General features: G+C 72.5%; 15 protein-coding genes and 1 tRNA gene. 6 read left to right on the top strand and 10 right to left on the bottom strand.

Annotated features, from left to right (window positions below; translation table 11 throughout):
* Positions 1 to 6: 6 nt before the first annotated feature.
* The gene (locus ACFWVC_RS17575; RefSeq protein ID WP_384285943.1) at positions 7 to 1,494 is read right to left on the bottom strand and encodes an aminopeptidase P family protein; all 1,488 of its coding nucleotides are present in this window, start codon (positions 1,492 to 1,494) and stop codon (positions 7 to 9) included.
* Positions 1,495 to 1,504: 10 nt separating this feature from the next.
* Positions 1,505 to 2,905 carry a PP2C family protein-serine/threonine phosphatase gene (locus ACFWVC_RS17570; RefSeq protein WP_384285938.1) on the bottom strand — a complete coding sequence of 467 codons (1,401 nt, stop codon included), beginning with the start codon at positions 2,903 to 2,905 and terminating at the stop codon, positions 1,505 to 1,507.
* A 586-nt stretch (positions 2,906 to 3,491) separates the two neighbouring features.
* On the opposite strand from ACFWVC_RS17570, the gene ACFWVC_RS17565 reads away from it, so the two are divergent.
* Both ACFWVC_RS17565 and ACFWVC_RS17560 read left to right on the top strand, forming a co-directional pair.
* Positions 3,492 to 4,136, top strand: coding sequence for a bifunctional DNA primase/polymerase (locus tag ACFWVC_RS17565; RefSeq protein ID WP_384285935.1), 645 nt, complete (start codon positions 3,492 to 3,494; stop codon positions 4,134 to 4,136).
* 116 nt (positions 4,137 to 4,252) lie between these two features.
* A complete protein-coding gene (locus tag ACFWVC_RS17560; protein WP_384285930.1) occupies positions 4,253 to 4,780 on the top strand; it encodes a hypothetical protein in 528 nt (175 codons plus the stop codon).
* A 182-nt stretch (positions 4,781 to 4,962) separates the two neighbouring features.
* On the opposite strand, the gene ACFWVC_RS17555 is transcribed toward ACFWVC_RS17560, so the two are convergent.
* The 3 genes from ACFWVC_RS17555 to ACFWVC_RS17545 all read right to left on the bottom strand — a co-directional run bounded on the left by ACFWVC_RS17555 (position 4,963) and on the right by ACFWVC_RS17545 (position 7,588).
* Positions 4,963 to 5,937, bottom strand: coding sequence for a DUF5926 family protein (locus tag ACFWVC_RS17555; RefSeq protein WP_384285923.1), 975 nt, complete (start codon positions 5,935 to 5,937; stop codon positions 4,963 to 4,965).
* A 133-nt stretch (positions 5,938 to 6,070) separates the two neighbouring features.
* Positions 6,071 to 6,595, bottom strand: a complete 525-nt coding sequence (locus tag ACFWVC_RS17550; protein ID WP_384285919.1) for an ATP-binding protein — start codon at positions 6,593 to 6,595, stop codon at positions 6,071 to 6,073.
* Positions 6,596 to 6,778: 183 nt separating this feature from the next.
* Positions 6,779 to 7,588: a glycerophosphodiester phosphodiesterase gene (locus tag ACFWVC_RS17545; RefSeq protein WP_384285916.1), complete on the bottom strand. Its 810-nt coding sequence runs from the start codon at positions 7,586 to 7,588 to the stop codon at positions 6,779 to 6,781.
* 169 nt (positions 7,589 to 7,757) lie between these two features.
* On the opposite strand from ACFWVC_RS17545, the gene ACFWVC_RS17540 reads away from it, so the two are divergent.
* Together ACFWVC_RS17540 and ACFWVC_RS17535 are read left to right on the top strand one after the other, a co-directional pair.
* Positions 7,758 to 9,371, top strand: coding sequence for a S1C family serine protease (locus ACFWVC_RS17540; RefSeq protein ID WP_384285911.1), 1,614 nt, complete (start codon positions 7,758 to 7,760; stop codon positions 9,369 to 9,371).
* 57 nt (positions 9,372 to 9,428) lie between these two features.
* Positions 9,429 to 9,515, top strand: a tRNA-Ser gene (locus ACFWVC_RS17535).
* 144 nt (positions 9,516 to 9,659) lie between these two features.
* Here the strand turns inward: ACFWVC_RS17535 and ACFWVC_RS17530 are convergent.
* From ACFWVC_RS17530 to ACFWVC_RS17520, 3 genes are all read right to left on the bottom strand, one after another.
* Positions 9,660 to 10,637 (bottom strand): hypothetical protein, encoded by a 978-nt coding sequence (locus ACFWVC_RS17530; RefSeq protein ID WP_384285906.1) that lies wholly within the window; start codon positions 10,635 to 10,637, stop codon positions 9,660 to 9,662.
* A gap of 163 nt (positions 10,638 to 10,800) precedes the next feature.
* Entirely contained in the window at positions 10,801 to 11,316 is a 516-nt protein-coding gene (locus tag ACFWVC_RS17525; protein ID WP_384285900.1) for an excalibur calcium-binding domain-containing protein, read from the bottom strand.
* 109 nt (positions 11,317 to 11,425) lie between these two features.
* On the bottom strand, positions 11,426 to 11,848 hold the full coding sequence (locus ACFWVC_RS17520; protein WP_384285896.1) for a hypothetical protein: 423 nt from the start codon (positions 11,846 to 11,848) through the stop codon (positions 11,426 to 11,428).
* A 275-nt stretch (positions 11,849 to 12,123) separates the two neighbouring features.
* Here ACFWVC_RS17520 and ACFWVC_RS17515 point away from each other — a divergent pair, with 275 nt between their 5' ends.
* A complete protein-coding gene (locus ACFWVC_RS17515) occupies positions 12,124 to 13,542 on the top strand; it encodes an FG-GAP-like repeat-containing protein (RefSeq protein ID WP_384285891.1) in 1,419 nt (472 codons plus the stop codon).
* Between the two features lie 61 nt (positions 13,543 to 13,603).
* On the opposite strand, the gene ACFWVC_RS17510 is transcribed toward ACFWVC_RS17515, so the two are convergent.
* Complete coding sequence (locus tag ACFWVC_RS17510) at positions 13,604 to 15,745, bottom strand: SpoIIE family protein phosphatase (RefSeq protein WP_384285887.1); 2,142 nt, start codon at positions 15,743 to 15,745, stop codon at positions 13,604 to 13,606.
* A gap of 47 nt (positions 15,746 to 15,792) precedes the next feature.
* Entirely contained in the window at positions 15,793 to 17,262 is a 1,470-nt protein-coding gene (locus ACFWVC_RS17505) for a multicopper oxidase family protein (protein WP_384285885.1), read from the bottom strand.
* A 431-nt stretch (positions 17,263 to 17,693) separates the two neighbouring features.
* On the opposite strand from ACFWVC_RS17505, the gene ACFWVC_RS17500 reads away from it, so the two are divergent.
* A complete protein-coding gene (locus ACFWVC_RS17500) occupies positions 17,694 to 17,999 on the top strand; it encodes a hypothetical protein (protein WP_384285882.1) in 306 nt (101 codons plus the stop codon).
* Positions 18,000 to 18,389 lie beyond the last annotated feature (390 nt).

The following is an 18,389-nucleotide window of genomic DNA, read 5'->3' as shown; positions in this document are numbered from 1 at the left end:
GGTGGCTCAGCCGCGCAGGCCGGCCATCCAGCTCTCGACCTCGTCGGAGCTGCGCGGCAGGCCCGCGCTGAGGTTCCGGTTGCCGTCGGCGGTGACGAGGATGTCGTCCTCGATGCGCACGCCGATGCCGCGGTACTCCTCGGGGACCGTCAGATCGTCGGCCTGGAAGTACAGGCCGGGCTCGACGGTGAGGACCACGCCGGGCTCCAGCGTGCCGTTGACGTAGGTCTCGGTGCGGGCCGCGGCGCAGTCGTGCACGTCGAGGCCGAGCATGTGACCGGTCCCGTGCAGGGTCCAGCGGCGCTGCAGGCCGAGTTCCAGGACACGGTCGACGGGTCCCTCGACCAGGCCCCACTCGACGAGCTTCTCCGTCAGCACGCGCTGGGCCGCGTCATGGAAGTCGCGGTAGGCGGCGCCGGGGCGGACGGCGGCGATGCCGGCCTCCTGGGCCTCGTACACCGCGTCGTAGATCTTGCGCTGGATGCCGGTGTACGTGCCGTCGACCGGCAGGGTGCGGGTGACGTCGGCGGTGTAGAGGGAGTGCGTCTCCACACCGGCGTCGAGCAGCAGCAGGTCGCCGGAGCGCACCGGGCCGTCGTTGCGGACCCAGTGCAGGGTGCAGGCGTGCGGGCCGGCGGCGCAGATGGAGCCGTAGCCGACGTCGTTGCCCTCGACGCGGGCGCGCAGGAAGAACGTTCCCTCGATGTAGCGCTCGGACGTGGCCTCGGCCTTGTCCAGGACGCGGACGACGTCCTCGAAGCCGCGGGCGGTGGAGTCGCAGGCCTTCTGCAGCTCGCCGATCTCCCACTCGTCCTTGACCAGCCGCAGCTCGGACAGGAACTCCTTCAGCTCGGCGTCGCGCTCCGCGGTGACCTTGTCGGTCAGCGCGGCCTCGATGCCGGCGTCGTAGCCCCGGACGACGCGGACCGGGCCGGTCGCCTCGCGCAGCGCGTCCGCGGCCTTGCGCACATCGGCGCAGGGGATCCCGAGCAGCACCTCGGCCTCCGCCAGGCTGTGCCGGCGGCCGGTCCACAGCTCGCCCTGGCCGTCGAGCCAGAACTCGCCGTTCTCCCGGGAGGAACGCGGCAGCAGGTAGGCGGTCGCATCGTGACCCGCGTCACCGTTCGGCTCCATGACCAGGACGGCGTCCTGGGTCTGGTCGCCGGTCAGGTACACGTACTCGGTGGCGGCACGGAAGGGGTAGTCCGTGTCGTTCGCGCGGGTACGCAGATTTCCGGCCGGGACCACCAGCCGCTCGCCGGGGAAGCGGGCGGACAGGGCGGCGCGCCGCTTGGCGGCGTACGCCGACTGCTCCAGGGGCTGCAGGCCGTGCAGCTCCGTGTCGGCCCAGCCGGACTTCATCACTTCGGTGAGCTCGTCGGAGACGGCCGGGTACAGGCCGTTCTTCCGCTGCTTGATGGGCTCGTCGCCTTCCGGGTTCCCCGGTGCGCGGTCCTCGGCCACGTCATGCCTCCTCGCTGTAGACCCACCCATCGTAAGTGGGTCAGTCGAAGCGGGCGGCCAGCAGGACGAGGTCCTCCGTTCCCTCCTCGGCTCCGCGGCCGTCCGGCAGCAGGGTGCGCAGGATGTGGTCGGTCAGCAGGGCCGGGTCCTCCCGGGCGGCGCGCGGGGCACCCGCCGCGGCGGCGTGCAGACGCGTGACGGCGCGGTCGGTGGCATCGCCGGTGCGGTGCAGCAGCCCGTCGGTGTAGAGCAGCAGCGTCTCGCCGGGCAGCGCCCGGAACTCGGCGCTGGGGGCCTCCCAGCAGCTGAGCATGCCCAGCGGTGCCGACAGCGAGGTCTCCACGAACTCCACCCGGCGCTCGCCGACGACCAGCGGCGGGCAGTGCCCGGCCCCGGACAGCGCGATCCGGCGGGCGGCGGGATCGACGTGCGCGTACAGCGCGGTCGCCGAGCGCGCGGGCTCGGTCAGCCGCAGCAGCAGCTCCAGGTCGGACAGCACCGCCACCGGGTCCTCGCCCTCCAGCACCGCGTACGCCCGCAGGGCCGCCCGCAGCCGTCCCATCGCGCCGACCGTGCCCGTGCCGGAGCCGGTGACCCCGCCCACGGACAGCCCGAGGGCGCCCTCGGGCAGCGCCATCGCGTCGTACCAGTCCCCTCCTCCGCCGGGAGCCGCGACGTGTGTCACGGCCAGCCGGACCCCGGGGATCCGGGGCAGGCGGGTGGGCAGCAGCTGCGCGCGCAGGCCGGCCGCGGTGGCGCGGAGGTGGTCCAGCTCGACCAGCCGGGCCAGGTGCTCGGTGGCGTGGCGGCAGTACAGGCCGATGAGATGGCGCAGCCGCTCGCCCGGTTCTGCGGGCTCGTCGTAGAACCAGACGGCAGACCCGAGCCGCCCGGCGCTCTCCGTGGCCAGCAGCACCGTGTAGCTGGCGCCCAGGCCCAGTCGCACGGCGACCTCGCGGTGGCGCGGATCCAGGCCCGGCTCGTGGCACAGGTCGGGGTGGATCTCCTCGGCCGGCACGGTCCCGGGGGAGGCGGGCAGCGGGACGGTCTCCAGCGCGCCGAGCTCCGCCGGGCAGAGCCCGAGCCCGGTGACGGTGGCCGGGCCGCCCTGGTCGGCCGGGCCGGCCGAGGCCAGCCCGCGCCGTGCGCCGGTCAAGGTGCCGCCCGCGCGCAGCATTTCGCGCAGCGCGTCCTCGACGCAGGCGGTGCGGGCGAGGCGTTCGGACAGCTCGTGCAGTGTCGTCAGGTCGGCGACCGACGACGCCAAGCCGTCCTGCACCGCGCCGGGTTGACCGGCCGGCCCGTCCGGTCCGCCCTGCTCACCCTGTTTGGACCGGTCGTCCGGGTGGGATTGTTGTTCGACCGCGGGAGCGGCAGTGTGCGCCGATGTCGGAATGGGTGGGTTGATTCCGGCCACTTTCGGAAGTCCCGCCGTGCTCATGGTCGCCGGCTTTCGCGACCTTTGACGCGATACGGCGGCGGCTCCGTAGAGCAGCGCATTTGTGTCAATAGCATCGCAAACCCCCAAGTCGTTCTGCGCCGCTATCAATGGATTACCTTCTACCGCCTCCTTAGGGGTGTGTCCAGGATTGCCCAGGTAGGTGCGGTGGTGTCGATGCGCCGTAAGGGTTGCGGGAGTATGGCTGAAAAAGGGCACCGCGTGCCACAATTAGTTGTCGACTGGGGGGGTTCGACAGTGCGTCATATCCACAGCAGTGGGTACGTACGGGATGGGAGTTGGCGGCCTCAGGAACCCGGCGCCCGGCCCGAGCGTCTTAGACGGCGACGGCCGACCCTCCCCCCACGGCGGGGTGTTGCACAGCCAGCGGGACCGCACACGGAGCACGCAGACCACGGAAACGCAGTACGCAGCACACCCTGGACGAACAAGCGCCATGTGTGCGCCACCCCCCGCCACGTTCCACGCTCGGCTCGAGACGTGATGCGCTGCCTCGTAAGCGGTGTGTTCCAGATTACGTTGTGTCATGGGCAGATCCCTGAGCGCCAACGGAAAGGAACGAGCGCGGATGCGTGAGATCCTCGGAAAGCGACGCAAGAGCAGTCCCGAGCTGCTGCGCGCGGCGCTCACCTGCGCCGAGCAGTGGCAGTGGCCCGTGGTGCCCGGAGCCGGGACGGACGCGTACGGCGGCTGCGCCTGCCTGCGCCCCGACTGCCCGGTCCCCGGCGCCCATCCGCGCGACCCCGGCCTCCTGGCGGCCACCCGTGACCCGCGGATGGTGCGCTGGTGGTGGACGCACCACCCGGACCAGCCCGTCGTCCTCGCCACCGGCGGGTGCGTCTCCGCGGTCAGCCTGCCGGCCGTCGCGGGGGCGCGGGCGCTGGGCGTGCTCGCCAAGCGCGGAGTGCGCACCGGGCCGGTGGTGGCCACCCCGACCCGTGTCGTGGTCCTGGTGGAGCCGTACTCCCTGGAGGAACTGGGGGAGTTGCTCGACCGGCACGAATGGGTGCCGACCTCGCTGCGCTTCCACGGTCAGGGCGGCTACACCGTGCTGCCCCCCTCGCCCGTCGGGGCCGGCGGTGCGCGCTGGGAGCAACGGCCGGTCGTGGACCCGGGGGAGCGGACGCCGTGGCTGCCGAGTGTGCGGGTGATCGTCGACACGCTGGTGCAGGCGGGGCGTACGGCGCCGGACGGCAGCCGGCTCTCGTACTGAGCCTCGCGTGCCGAGTGCCGTTCGCCGTCACTCTTTCGGGTAAGAGCGGGGCCGCGGGGCGGTCAACTGCCCGTGGCCCCGGCTTTTCCGCCCTTTGATCCCGCTATGTTCGGCGCATGATGCGCGCGTCGAACCTTCGGATGGCCGCCCTCGTCTGTGTCGTCGTGGCGGCCGCGTTCGTCGTCCCGGCGGCCTCCGGCGCGGGGCCGCTCGTCCCCGTCGAACCGGTGTCCGCCGACACGGCGGACGGATTGCTGTCGAGCGGCTCCGAACTGCTGGGCAGCCTGTCCAAGACGGCCGAATCCGAACGCCAGAGCGCGTCCTGCGGTCCGAAGTCCGTCTCGCCGCAGGGGTTGCGGGCGCAGACCTGCACCGTCGCCGCGGAGGGCGACACATGGGCGCGCACGTACTGGAGCAACACCACCGGCCGGCGGCTGGACGGTGTGCTGACCCTGCTGCTGCCCGACGGCCGGGCCGTGCAGGCACGCTGTGCCATCGACGCGGCGCTGGGGAGCGGGAGTTGCGAGACACCGCGCGAGCGGACGGTGCCGGTGCCGGAGGGCGCCGAGCCCTACATGGCGGTGGCGGAGATCGCCGAGGAGAACGCGGAACGCCCGCTGCTGCGCAGCGGGTCCGCACAATGAAACGTCCGGTCGCTGGCGACGGGGGATGCACCAGCGACCGGACTGTTCAAACGGTAACAAGACTTCGCCCGAACGCAAATCCGGGTGCGCGGATTCCGGCCCTTGTTCGACCCCTGACCGGGGTGGCTGTGACCAGGATCACCACGACGATCTTCACACCGTCACACTGCTGTCACTGAGTGTCAACTCAGCGTGATCTGCCGGTTCGTGAAGCCGCTGCGCGCCCGGCGCTCGTCCGCCGTCAGCGGGGTCTCCTGCTCCAGCGCCTCGGCCAGCCGTTCGCCGAACGCCGCCGCGGGCTTCTCCACTTCCTCCGCGGACACGCCCACCGGCAGGTCCCACACCGGCACGACCAGACCGTGTGCGCGGAACGACCCGACCAGCCGGGTGCCCTCGCCCAGCGACGAGACGCCGGCGGCGTGCAGCCGCGACATCGCGTCCAGCAGCCGCTCCTCCGGGTGCGGCATGACCCAGCGCAGGTGGTTCTTCTCCGGGGTCTGGCACCAGTACGCGGCGTCCACGCCGGTCAGCCGCACGGTGGGGATCACGGCCGCGTTCGCCCGCTCCAGGGAGGCGGCGACCTCGCCGGTGGCGGCGTCCGCGTTCTCCAGCCAGAACTCGAACCCGGTGTGCACCACCGGCTCGAACGGCGCGTCCAGGTCGAGCACGTCCTGCAGTCGCGGTCCGACCGGCGCCGGCCGGTTCCCGTCCACGGGGTGGCCCGGCTCCGCCGTCAGCGCGCGCAGCAGCGTCTCCGCGAGGTCACGGCTGATGTCCCCGGAGGCCGTCTCGTTCTGCAGGCCCAGCAGCACCGCGCCGGTGTCCCGGCGCAACCCCGGCCAGGCCATGGGCAGTACGGTCGCCAGCGTGACCATGGGCACGCCCTCGGGCAGCCCGTCCTTCAGCTTCAGCTCCGCCGTCCCCGCGGGCACCAGTTCGCGCAGCGCCACCCAGTCGCACTCGCCGGGCAGACCCTCGAACGGCCGTCGCACCAACTCGGCCACCGCGTGAGACGCCTCGCGTCCGTGGCACGCCTTGTAGCGCCGCCCGGAACCGCACGGGCAGGGCTCCCGGGCGCCGACGACGGGGATCTCCCCATCGGCGAGCTGCGCGGGTCGGGCGGGGGCCTTCGTCTTCGTCGGGCGCTTGTTCGCCATGGCTCGATCTCTCCCGGTAACGGCGGTGTTCCGGGCGTGAGCCTAGCGCCACGTGCCCTTCCGTCAGCGGAGGTCGCGACCGGGGCGGGGCCCGGGCCGCGTTGCCGAGGGCCCGGACGCGGTCGGGCCCGTGTCAGGGAAGGTCTTCGAAGGGGTCAGCGAAGTCGATCGGGATGTCGATCTGCGGCGCCAGGTCGTCACGCCGCGCGTGGCGGCTGCGCACCGCCAGCATCGCCCAGACCGTGACCTCGCCCGGGGCGTCCCGTACACCCCAGCGCAGCGACAGGCTGCGGACGATGCCGAGCCCCCGGCCGCCGCGTGCGGTGAGCGAGGGACTGGCCGGAAGCGGGCGGGTCGGACCGCCGCCGTCGGTCACCTCGACCGTCAGCAGGCCGTCCTCGTCGATGCGCCATGCGGCGCGGATGCCGCTGCCGCCGGCCGCCGACGGCTCGTCCTCGCCCAGCGGGCGCGCGTGCCGGCAGGAATTGCTCAGCAACTCGGAGAGGATCAGCACCGCGTCGTCGACAACGGGCTCCGGAACCTCGTTCGTACACAATTCCTTGCGCAGCCTGCGCCGCGCCTCAGCGACACCCGTCGGACCATGCGGCAGGGCCATGGTCGAGGACGTCGGCACCTCCTGGGCCACCACCAACGCCACCCCCGAGACCTCCTTCACCCCACGCCACCGGATGGATGCCCTCTCGTTTCATGCCGGAAACCGGCCAACAGCGATCTCTTGGTGCACACACAGCGATCGAACGGGCACTCAACGCGCCGGTGCGCGCCGAGTTCCGGCCGGCCGTGGCGGCGGGAGTGGAGCGGTGTCCTCCACCGTCCTTGCCTAGCGGCCGAGTTGGGCCAGAACCTGCTTGGGGCGGTTGGTGATGACGGCCTCGACGCCGAGGCGCGCGCACAGTTCGACGTCCTCCGGTTCGTTGACCGTCCACACGTGCACGCTGTGCCCGGCCCGGTGCAGCCGCTCCACGTACCCGGGGTTCGCCCGCAGGATGCGGATGCTCGGCCCGGCGATCCGCACCCCGGCGGGCAGCCGCCCGTCGCGGTGCCGGGGCAGCACGTACTGCATGAGGAAGACGGTCGGCAGCTCGGGCGCGGCCAGCCGGACCCGGCGCAGCGAGCGGGAGGAGAAGCTCATCACCCGCACCCGCGGCGGCTCGCCCGCCGGCGGGTGTAGCATGCCGAAACGGTCCAGCAGTTCCAGCAGGCGGTCCTCGACCTGGCCCGCCCAGCGGGTGGGGTGCTTGGTCTCCACCGCGAGCTCGATCCGGCGGCCGGTGTCGGCGATCAGCTCCAGCAGGCGCTCGAGGGTCAGCACCCGGCTCGCCTCGTCCGGGTCGGCGTCGAAGCGGTCCGGCACCTCGGCGTCGGTGTGCTGCCCCTTCCACGAGCCGAAGTCCAGCGTCCGCAGATCGGCGAGCTCCATGGCCGAGACGGCGCCCCGGCCGTTGGAGGTGCGGTTCACCCGGCGGTCGTGGACGCAGACCAGCACGCCGTCGGCAGTGAGACGTACGTCGCACTCCAGGGCGTCCGCGCCGTCCTCGATCGCCTTCCGGTACGCGGCGAGGGTGTGCTCCGGGACATCCTCGGAGGCACCGCGGTGGGCGACGACCTGGATCGCGCGGTCTTGGGTCACCGGGCTATCGTGCCATCCGCCCGGTCGTACCACGGACGCCGCTCGCGACTGTTTACGGTGGTCTGACAACCGGTGGGAAAAGCTGTCCCCATCCTGTCGGCCGTCGTACGTCTCCGTGACCGCAACCGTACGCACGGCATACAACGCAACTCCCGGAGGAGATACAGCCGTGAGCACCGAGAACGAGGTCGGTCCGGTCCCGGCAACGCAGCCGGCGCAGCCGTCCGATGCCACTGAGCCCGCCGCTCCCGCTGCACCTCCCGTGCCGCCGCAGGCCGCGCCCGCGGCCCCTGCCGATCCCCCGGCGCCGGCGGCGCCCGCGCCGGCCGACGGTCCTCCCGCGGCCGCTTCGGCGCACCCGGCCGACGCACCGCCGGCCGACGCCGCCGTTCCCCCCGCGCAGCCGCCCGTGCAGCCTCCGGCGCCGCCGCACGCCGTGCCCCCGCACGCCGCCCTGCCGCACGCCGCGCCGCACCACGCGCCCCCGCCGCACCACGCCGCCACGCATCACGCGCCCCCTCACCACGCGGCCCCGCACGCGGGTCCCTTCGCCGCGCACCCGGCCGGGCCGCCCGCGGTTCCGCCGACCCAGCCCTTCGGGGGCCCCGCGGGTCCCGGCGGTCCCGCCGGCCCGGTCTGGGGCGCGCCCGTGCCGCCGGCCCCCGCCGCGCCGCGCAAGCGCGGCAACGGCGCCCTGGTCGCCGCGGTCCTGGTCGCCGCGCTGGTCGCCGGCGGCATCGGCGGCGGCATCGGCTTCTGGGCCGCCGACCGCAACGACAGCAGCGGGTCCACCACGATCTCCGCCGCGGGCAACCCCAAGGACCTCAGCCGCGCCGCCGACTCCGTCGCCGGCATCGCCAAGCAGTCCCTTCCCAGCGTCGTCACCATCGAGGCCTCCGGCAGCCAGGAGAGCGGCACCGGCACCGGCTTCGTCTACGACAAGGAAGGCCACATCCTCACCAACAACCACGTGGTCGCCCCGGCGGCGGACGGCGGCAAGCTCACCGCCACGTTCTCCAACGGCAAGAAGTACGAGGCCGAGGTCGTCGGCCGGGCCCAGGGCTACGACGTCGCCGTCATCAAGCTCAAGGGCGTCAGCCCCGACCAGCTCACCCCGCTCGCCGTCGGCGACTCCGAGAAGGTCGCCGTCGGCGACTCCACCATCGCCATCGGCGCCCCCTTCGGCCTCTCCGGCACCGTCACCACCGGCATCGTCAGCGCGCTGCACCGCCCCATCGCCTCCAGCGACGGCGAAGGCTCCAACGCCTCCTACATGAGCGCCATACAGACCGACGCCTCCATCAACCCCGGCAACTCCGGCGGCCCCCTCCTCAACTCCGAGGGTGCCGTCATCGGCATCAACTCCGCGATCCAGTCCACCGGCAGCAACGACGGCACCTCCCAGTCCGGCAGCGTCGGCCTCGGCTTCGCGATCCCGATCGACCAGGCCCGTCGCGTCGCCGAGGACCTGATCAAGACCGGCCAGCCGATCTACCCCGTCATCGGCGTCAGCGTCGACTCCAGCTACAACGGCGAGGGCGCCAAGATCGCCACCGGCTCGTCCGCGGTCACCGCCGGCGGCCCCGCCGAGAAGGCCGGGCTGCGCTCCGGCGACATCATCACCAAGTTCGACGACACCGTCGTCGACTCCTCCCCGACCCTCATCGGCGAGATCTGGCAGCACCAGCCCGGCGAGAAGGTCGACGTCACCTACACCCGCGACGGCCAGACCCGCACCGCCACCCTCACCCTCGGCGAGCGCAAGGGCGACAGCGCCAGCTGACCCGACCCGTTAGGCTGTCCCCGCGCCGCCACCCCGTCCACGGGGCACGCGGCGCGGGGAGAGTTGCCCGAGCGGCCTAAGGGAACGGTCTTGAAAACCGTCGTGGCAGCGATGTCACCGTGGGTTCAAATCCCACACTCTCCGCCCGTGAACGGCCCCCGACCAGCGGTTCTGGTCGGGGGCTCGTTGCTGTACGGGTTGCCGTGAGTGCCCGCTGCCGCCCGCGGGTTACCGCGTCGAAGCGCAGGCATGACCCGTGGGCCGGCGGTGTCGGCCGGAAAGTGTCTGTCAGCCGACGAGCTGAGCGTGCGCCGGTACGAGATGGGACGCGATCGAGAGCACGGCAACGTACGGATGGGCCCGGTAGCAGTCCACGGCCTCGTCGCCGGTGGGCGCCGCGGACAGCTCCCGGCGGCCGATATTGAGATTGGCGCCGGTGGCCCGGCAGCTCGACAGGATGAAGGCGAAGCGCCGTTCGCCGCCGCGCTGCGGATGGCCGGCCAGCTGCCTGCGCACGGCGTCCGCGCCCTTGCGGGGCAGGCCGGCGAGGAAGGCGTCAAGCTGACGGGTGGTCGTGACCTCGGCGCTGCGGCGCCCCCCGGAACTGCGCGAGTCGCCGTCGAGGGGGCTCAACGCCAAGGTCCGCCCGGGGCCCGGCGGATCGGCCCGGGGGTTCTGCTCCTGGGCGAAGCGCGGCTCCTTCGGCATCCGGTCGCGCGGCACCTCGAAGACGGCGACCACCTGGTTGGCCGCCAGGCACCGGCCCATGGGGGTCTGGTCGAGGCCGAGCACGAGACGGCTGCCGCTGCGGAACAGCGTCGCGTCCTTTGTGCTGTCGCAGCCCGTCGTGCGGCTCCAGGCGACCAGGACGAAGCGCGAGAAGTCCGTCCGCGCGGCGCGCGACGTGATCTCCTCACCGATCCGGGGCTCCGACGCCATGAAGTACCCGGGGAGCCGGTACAGGTCGCGCTCGTTGTCGAGGACGGTGTGCACCGAGGGCACCCCGTGCGTGGTCTCTGTGAAGTACACGCGCCGGGTGGAAATCACCCCGTTCGCCGGGACGTCGACGGACGGTGACGGGATCCTCGGAATGGGGGCCAGGCTTGCTGAGGCCATGGCGGACTGCTGCCAGCCGCAGACGGCAGAGAGGGTTGTCAGCGACGCGGCCAGCAGCGCGACCGACACCGCCTTGCGGAGCCCCGCCAGCAGCGCGTCGGTTGGGCAGGAGCGGAACGGATGATGCGGTTCCCTGCGCTTGGGTGCCATCCGCCCATGGTCGGCAACGACCCGGGAGTAGTGAACCCGCGACACGCGAACAATCCCGGTGATTGCCGGACATCGCGACGTCCCGTCCGCCAGAAGGGGGTGCCCTCGACACGAGGGCACCCCCTTGGACGTTCACCTTGTCGCGTTCGTCTCGCCGCGGCGGCTACTCGCAGGCGACGCCGTCGCCGTCACGGTCGAGGTGGGAGGCGTAGCCGGGCTCGCCTTCGTAGAGAGGTGCGGCGCCGGCGGCCCGGGCGGCGGTGCAGTTGGCGTAGTACGTGGAGCCGCCGCCGGAGCCGCCTCCGCCGCTGTTGCCGCCGTTCGAGGCGGCCTTGGCCGTGACGGTGACGGTGACGCGGACGGTCTTCGTCTTGGTCTTCGTCACGGTGACGGCGGGCTCGGGGTCCGCCGTCACGGTTGCCGTCGCGGTGGGCCGTGCCGTCGTCGTGACGGTCACCGTCGGCGCGGGAGCGGCCTTCGTGGTCGCGGCCGTGGCGGTGCCGTCCCCGTTCGACGCGCCCCCCATGCCGACACCGATGAGCAGGGCGACGACGATCGCGGGCAACACGAAGCGCTTGCGGGCCCACTTCGGCCCGCCCCCCGGCGTCGGCCGCGGGGGTTGTGGCGGGTACGGATTTCCCCAACCGGGCTGCGGGTTGGGCTGGTTTCCCCAGGTCATGCGGTCCCCCCTAGGACTGTGTGGGGATGACCGTAGCGCCGTCCGCGGGATACGTGTGGGAAACGTGTGGAATTGGTGGCCGACCTGTGACGCGACGCGATGCGAGACGTCAGCCGCCCAACTCGGACTGGGTCAGGTCCTCGGCGAGTCGCCAGCCGTCCCCCGCCGGCTCGAACACGAAGACGTGGCTGCCCACGTAGGGCACGTCAGGCTCCGGGTGCTTGCCGAGCATGTCGGTGACGTACGGCGTGGTGTACGCGTTGACCCACACCTTGGCCCGGTCACCCTGCATCTCGACCTCGGTGATGTCAGCCGCGGCGACGGCCTTTTCCCACACCTTGCCCATGGGGGGTTCGTCGCTGCGCCACCGCGCCGTGGGGAGGTCCGCGTCGTGCTGGAAGATCTTCACGGCGGCTTGCTCAAGCGACTTCCGCTCCGCCGCTTCGAGTCTGTCCTGTACGACCAGCGCGCTCGGCACGGCGGCGACGACCACTGCCGCCGCTGCCAGAGCGAGTTTGCGCTTCTTGTCCATGGTGCCCCGTCCGAGCTGTGCGATCTCCCCGGAGAGTAACGGAACGTCCCAGGTCAGCCGCTGGTCGGCCCCAGCCGATGGCCCGCCGGCCCAGCGCGCCGGCATCCGGGAAATCTCCCCACCCGTCCCGTACAACCCTGGCGGCCCTTCGGCGGTCTGGGATAGGCCACCGCCGCTCCATGCCGAGCCGGATCCCGGCACAAGCGGTGCCCCATGGCACCCGGACAGCGCTGGACGCCCCGCACACCCCTCTCACGTAGGAGCCTCCGCCGCCCATGCGTCTTCGTACCGCAACGGTCGCGGCCTGCCTGCTCACGGCCGGCCTCACCCCGCTCACCCTCGCCGTCCCGGCGGACGCCGCTCCCGCGAAGCACTACGACGACTTCAACGGAGACGGCTACCGCGACCTCGCCGTCGGCTCCCCGTCCGCGGACGTCGGCAGCGCCGATCTCGCGGGCGCCGTCGTCGTCTTCTACGGCACGTCCAAGGGCATCTCCGCCTCCAGCAAGCGGAGTGTCATCACCCAGAACTCGGCCAATGTGCCCGGTACGGCCGAGGCGACCGACTTCTTCGGCGCGAGCCTCACCTCCGCCGACCTCAATGAGGACGGCTACGCGGACCTGGTCGTCGGCGCCCCCCGCCAGGTGGTCGGTGGCAAGGAGGGCGTCGGCCAGGCCACGGTCCTGTGGGGCGGCAAGTCCGGCCTCTCCGGCGGTTCGATCCTGCCGCAGCCGTCCTTCGGCGAGTGGGAGACCTACGCGAGCGGTGTCGCCGCCGCCGACTTCGACGGGGACGGCCACGCCGATGTCACCCTCACCGGCCGGACCCAGAGCCGCCTCCTCAAGGGCCCCTTCAAGCGTTCGGGGACCTCTGTCACCCTGGGCGGCGTCACCAAGCTCGGCCTCGGCACGAGGGGCGACGTCGTCGCGGGCGACCTCAACGGAGACGGCGACGCCGAGCGCATCTACCCGTACCTCGTCACCGACGACCCGGGCGGCGACATCAGCTATCACGGCTGGAACGGCACCAAGTACGTCAAGACCGAACTGACCTCCGCCGACGGCGAGAAGGTCGCCATCGGCGACATCAACGGCGACGGCTACGGCGACGTCGTCACCGGCAACTACGACGACCCCCGGTCCGGGGCCCCCGACGGCCACAAGGGCGGCGAGATCGCCGTCTGGTACGGCTCCGCCACCGGCCCGAACCCGGCGCAGCGCCCGACGGTCATCAGCCAGGACACCCCCGGCGTTCCCGACGGCGGTGAGGCCGAGGACCACTTCGGCCTGGCGTTGAGCGTCGGCGACACCAACGGCGACGGCTACGCCGATGTCGCGGTCGGCGCGCCCGGCGAGGACGTCGGCAGCACGCAGGACGCGGGCTCCGTCACGGTCTTCTTCGGTTCGGCCTCCGGGCTCAAGGCGAGCGGTGCCCTGCGCTTCACCCAGGCCACGGCCGGGATTCCGGACAACGTCGAGAGGTACGACCTGTTCGGCTCCTCGGTCCGCATCGTCGACGACAACCGCAACGGCCGGGCCGAGCTCGTCATCGGCAGCGAGGAGAACGCCTACGGCACGATCACCGTGCTGCGCGGCACGGCCGCCGGGCCCACGGCCGTCAACGTCAAGACCATCAGCGCCCGCACCGTGTCCCTCAAGGGCAACTCCGGCTTCGGCCAGGTGATCTCGCAGTAAGGGCAGCCGGACGACAGGGCGACGGCCCCCGATCGCGACCGCGGCCGGGGGCCGTCGCCTGTCAGGACGGCCGCGGCGGCAGGGGTTGCTCGGTCCAGATCGTCTTGCCCTCCGCGTCGTAGCGGGTGCCCCAGGCCTGGGCGAGCTGGGAGGTGATGAACAGGCCGCGGCCGCCCTCGTCGACGGTGCGGGCGTGGCGGAGGCGCGGGGCGGCGGGGCCGGCGTCGCGGACCTCGCAGGTGAGGGTGCGGTCGTTGATGAGGCGCAGGGCGAGCGGCGGAGCGCCGTGGCGGATGGCGTTGGTGACGAGTTCGCTGACGATCAGCTCGGTGTTGAAGACGGTGTCGCCCTCGATCCCCCAGGCCGCGAGCTGTTCGCCGGCGTGATGGCGCGCGGCGCAGACCGCGGCGGGCTCGGGTTCGAGTTCCCAGGAGGCCACCCGGTCGGCGGGGAAGGGCCGGGTGCGGGCGAGGAGGAGGGCGCCGGCGCGGCCGGCCAGGGCCGTGGGGAGGGAGTAGAGGACGTCGTCGCAGAGGTCCGCCAGGGGCGGGCCGGCGTCCGCTCCCGGGTCCGCGCCCGCGCCCGCGTCCGCGCCCGCGTCCGGGTCCGCGGCATCCGGGGGACGGTGGAGCAGCCCGGGGTGACCGGCGAGATGGGCGGCCACGACGGGTGAGCTGGACAGGGCCAGGATGCTGCCCTCCTCCAGCGCCACGTCGCAAGTGGTGAACGGCGAGCCGCTGGTGACGCCCAGCGGCGGGCCGATCGGGATGTCGGGGGTCTCCGCGGTGCCGTCGGGCCGCACGATGACCGGGGCGAGGTGGCCGGCGCGGGCGACGGTGCACATCCGGGTCAGCGGATCGTAGACGGCGTACACGCACGCGGCGGTCAGCGCCTCGCGGTGCAGGGGGTCGCTGGGCGGCAGGGACGCGCGTTCGGCGGCCAGCAGGGTCGCGGTGTCGTTGAGACGGGCGAGGAGTTCGTCGGGCGGCAGGTCGAAGGCGGCCAGCGAGCGGATGACGGTGCGCAGTTGGCCCATGGTGGCGGTGGCGTGGATGCCGTGCCCGGCGACGTTGCCGATGACCAGGGCGGTGCGTGCGGCGGAGAGCGAGATGGTGTCGTACCAGGAACCGGCGCCGTTCGTGGCGGTCGGCACGTACGCCGTCTCCAGGGCGGTGTGCGTGGCGGGCCGGTGCGGCAGCAGGTGGCGCTGGACGGTGGAGGCGATGGTGTGCTCGCGGGTGAAGCGCCGTCCGTTGTCGATGCACAGGGCGGTGTGGTCGGCCATCTGCAGGGCGAGTTCGATGTCGTCCTCGTCGTACGGTTCGAGGTATCGGCCGCGGTAGAGGCTGACGAGGCCGAGGATGCTGCCGTGCAGCGCCAGCGGGACGACCAGGAGCGAGCACACCCCGCCCGCGATGATGGCCTCGGCGCGGGCGGGGTCGGTGGCCAGCCATGGGGGCTCGGACTCCAGGGCGATCACCCGGGGCCGCAGGTCGGCCAGGGCCTGGGTGAACGGGGTCGGGCCCGGCAGCCTGAGCACGGCGCCCACCGGGTGCGCCTGCACCTGGTCCGGCCCGCGGCTGTTGCGGTAGGCGGCCCGCAGCAGGGGGACGCCCGCGGGGAGCGGGGAGAGCGGGGGATCGTCGCCGCGGAGCACCGCGTCCACCAGTTCCACGACGGCCACCTCGGCGTACTCCGGGACCAGCGTGCTGACCAGCTCGTCGCAGGTCACCACGGAGTCCATCGTGCGGCCGACCCTCTCGCGCACCGTGTCCAGGACCCGCAGCCGCTCGAACGCCCGTTCCCGGCGGGTGACGTCGACCACCGACAGGGCGAGCCCCAGCACCTGCCCGCCCGGGTTGTCGAGACGGAACACCGACATCGCGTAGTACCCGGGCGGTGCCGTCCCGCCCTTGCGGCGTGCCCGCACCAGCCACTCGCGCAGCGGCACGCCGGTCTCCAGCACCTCGCGGACCGCCGCCTCGTGCCGATCCGCGTCGATGATGTCGTACGCGTCGGAGAACCGGTGGCCGAGCAGGGCCGCGGGCGACACACCCCGCATGGCGGAGGTGGCCGTGTTGACCCGCACCACGCGCAGATCGGTGTCGAGCAGATGCAGGCCCACCGGCGACTGGGTGAAGAGGGCGTTGAGCATCGCTTCCTCCGCCTCGCCCATCGGCGGGGTCGGGTCGCCGGGTGCCACGTGGTCGTCCTTCCCGCCGGAGCCCGAGCCGGAGCCGGGGCCGGGCACTACTTGCCCCGCGTCTCGTCCCGGCTCCGGCCGGAGGGACGGACGATGTCGAGGACGGCCATCATGCCCATGTCCTCATGGTTCAGGATGTGGCAGTGCAGGACGGTCCGCCCGGTGAAGTCCCGGAACGGGATGCGCAGGACCACCTTGCCGCGGGCGGGCACGTTGACCGTGTCGAACCAGCGGTGGGAGGGCGGGTGGGGCTTCCCGTCGGTGCTCATCAGCTGGAACTGGTTGGTGTGGACGTGGAACGAGTGCTCCTCGTCGCTGTCGTTGCGCACCGTCCACTCCTCGACGGTGCCGAGCACGGAGGTGAAGTCGTTCCGCTTGGGGTCGTAGGTGCGCCCGTTGACGTAGAAGACGGTGCCCGCCGCGTTCTCCGTGAAGACGACGGTCTTGCGGGCGGCGATCGTGGCGCGGGACAGGTCCTCGTTCGGGGCGAAGGCGCTCGGGAGCGCGGCCGGCCGGACCGGGGTGCCACCGGTGACGAGGGTGGCGAGATCGGCGCGGGGGAACTGGTTCCCGGCCTTGCCGGTGTCGTACGCCAGGGTCTCCAGTCGTGTGGTGCCGGGAGAGCCGCCGCGGACCAGGACGTCGTAGCGCGCCCCGGCCGCGATGACCAGGGAGTCCGCCGCCCAGACCCGCCGGACGGGGTAGCCGTCCTGGGCGATCACGTGGAAGCGGTGCCCGGGCAGGTGCAGCTTGTAGTAGATGTTGGCGCCGATGTTGGCCAGTCGCCACAGCTGGGTCTCGCCCGGCCGGATGCCGATGACGGAGTTCTGCTGGCCGTTGACGGTGCGGTTGGTGGGGGCACCGATGCTCAGCGGATGGGTCTTGACGGCATCGCCCTCGACCTGGAAGTCCTTGAGCGCGATGACGTGCTCGGTGATGCCGCGCAGGGACGGCGGCAGGTACTGCCGCAGGCCGTCGACGACGATGACGCCGGACTCGCCGCCGGCGACCTGGGCGGCGGACATCATGTCGGCGTGGGAGTGGTACCAGTAGGTGCCGGGGGTGATGTCGCGCGGCAGCCGGTAGGTGTAGTGGTACGAGGACCCGTACTTGATGGCGATGAAGATGTCGTCCGAGGGGCTGCGCGGTGAGACGTGGAGCCCGTGGACGTGCAGGTTGGTGTCCTCGTCGACCTTGTTGGTCATGGTCAGGTCGATGGTGTCGCCGGGCCGCACACGCAGCGTCGGAGGCATGTACATGCCGTTGTAGGTGGTGGCCCACAGCCGGCGGTCGCCGACCCGGACCTTGCGCCGCTCGACCACGATGCCGGTCTTGAGCACGCCGTCGTGGCTCACCAGTTCCGGCGGGTCCTGCAGGCGCGGGCCCGCCGCGGCCGGGGAGGCGGGGCCGTCCTGCGGGCCGGGCACCGAAGGGCCGTGGCCGCATCCGGCGAGCCAGGTGATCAGGAGCGCCAGGCCGGCGGCGAGCCGGGCCGCGGTGGATCGGGACCGAGTCACTTCTCTCCCAGGGGAAGCCGTGCGGCGGAGCGGGCCCACTCGCGGATCGTCAGACGGAGCCTAAGGAGCGGCGCGCCCGCCTCCCCGCCGCGCCACGCCCCCCGGCGCGCTATCCGCCCCAACGGCAGCACCCGGCGGATCGGCGTGCCCCGGGCTCCGGGCTCCGGCGAAGGTTGGCCGAAAGTCGTGAGTGAACGTTTTGCCGCTTGTGCGGCCCGGGTTGTGTGCCGCGCCATGGGGCCGATGCGGTGAATTGAGGTGACCTTAGGGGTTTGTCGATAGATCGTCACGCTTGCGAGCGAAATGGGACGGAGGGCCTGGTTGGCGGCCCGAGTGCTGGGCAACTCTGGTTGCGGCGACGTCGCACAGTCGGCGGAGCGGTCGGCCAACCGCCCCGCACACCCCGTATCCAGTCCTCTGGAGGGCAAGACATGGCAAGCACCCGTACCGCCCGAGTCCTGGCCGCGATGGCCTCGCTGCCGCTGGCCGCGGCACTGTTCGCCGGGACGGCAGTGGCCGACAACGGAGCCCTGTCGGGCGGCGGTTCCAACGCGACCGTGGTGAGCAACAGCGGTGGCAGCGTGGGGCGCGACAACTTCGGGAGCGTGACCACGACGCAGCAGGCCGCCACCGGGGCGGGCGCGTCCAACCAGAACAACAACGCGAGCGTGGTCGGCTCGGCGTTCACCGAGATCCACCAGTCGAACGTGAACATCTTCTTCGGTCCGCTGTGGTGACCGGGGCCCCTGGGGCTCGCTGACAAGGGGCGACTGCGCGACGGCAACCTCACTGCCGTCGCGCAGTCGCGTTCTGGTGTCCACAGGCTGTGGACAGCGCGCCGGCCCCGGCTTCCCGCCCGCGAACGCCCGCGAACGCCCGCGAACGCCCGCGACGCCCGCGGCTCCGGCGCGTGGGACACCGTACCGGCCGCCGGGACGGGGGCACCGTCTTCAGCCGTGTGGAAAGTGCGCCGCCCCGCTACCCGTGAACCCCCGCGGCGGCCAGTTCGGAGAGGCGTGCCCGCGCGGTGTGAACGGCATGGCTGAAGGAGTGCGCCGATCGCGGGGCAGTAGCGTCCGGCAGCCGCCCGGCGCGTGGAACGCGCTGGTCGGAGCGGGTGCGCAGGT

The organism is Streptomyces sp. NPDC058691 (assembly GCF_042714775.1).
In the GTDB taxonomy this organism is placed as follows: Bacteria; Actinomycetota; Actinomycetes; order Streptomycetales; family Streptomycetaceae; genus Actinacidiphila.
The sequence above is the reverse complement of the archived record's forward strand: the minus strand, read 5'-3'. Positions and strand labels throughout refer to the sequence as shown.